Raw genomic sequence first — 389 nt, 5'->3', positions numbered from 1 at the left:
GACCTTTTTCTAACAATTAACTTAAAAGTTAATTATTACGCTACGATAGTTGCTACAACACCAGCACCTACAGTACGGCCACCTTCACGGATAGCAAAACGAAGACCTTCATCCATCGCGATTGGTGCGATTAGAGTTACTGTCATCTTGATGTTATCACCAGGCATTACCATTTCTACGCCTTCTGGTAACTGTACGTCACCAGTTACGTCAGTTGTACGGAAGTAGAACTGTGGACGGTAACCTTTGAAGAATGGAGTATGACGACCACCTTCATCTTTAGAAAGTACGTATACTTCTGAAGTGAATGTAGTATGTGGGTTAATTGAACCAGGCTTAGCTAGTACTTGACCACGTTCAACGTCTTCACGTTTAGTACCACGTAGAAG

At 42.2% G+C, this 389-nt stretch carries 1 protein-coding gene; it reads right to left on the bottom strand.

The genetic code is table 11. The annotated features are described in order from the left end of the window. Positions 1–35 precede the first annotated feature (35 nt). Positions 36–389, bottom strand: a 354-nt coding sequence (locus tag DC53_RS00575) for an EF-Tu C-terminal domain-related protein (protein WP_033032295.1), incomplete at its 5' end; no start/stop codon positions are given.

The sequence above is a fragment of the Pseudoalteromonas fuliginea genome (assembly GCF_000690055.1).
Classification (GTDB): Bacteria; Pseudomonadota; Gammaproteobacteria; order Enterobacterales; family Alteromonadaceae; genus Pseudoalteromonas; species Pseudoalteromonas fuliginea.
Note: the sequence above shows the minus strand (reverse complement) of the source record. Positions and strands in the feature narration are given on the sequence as shown.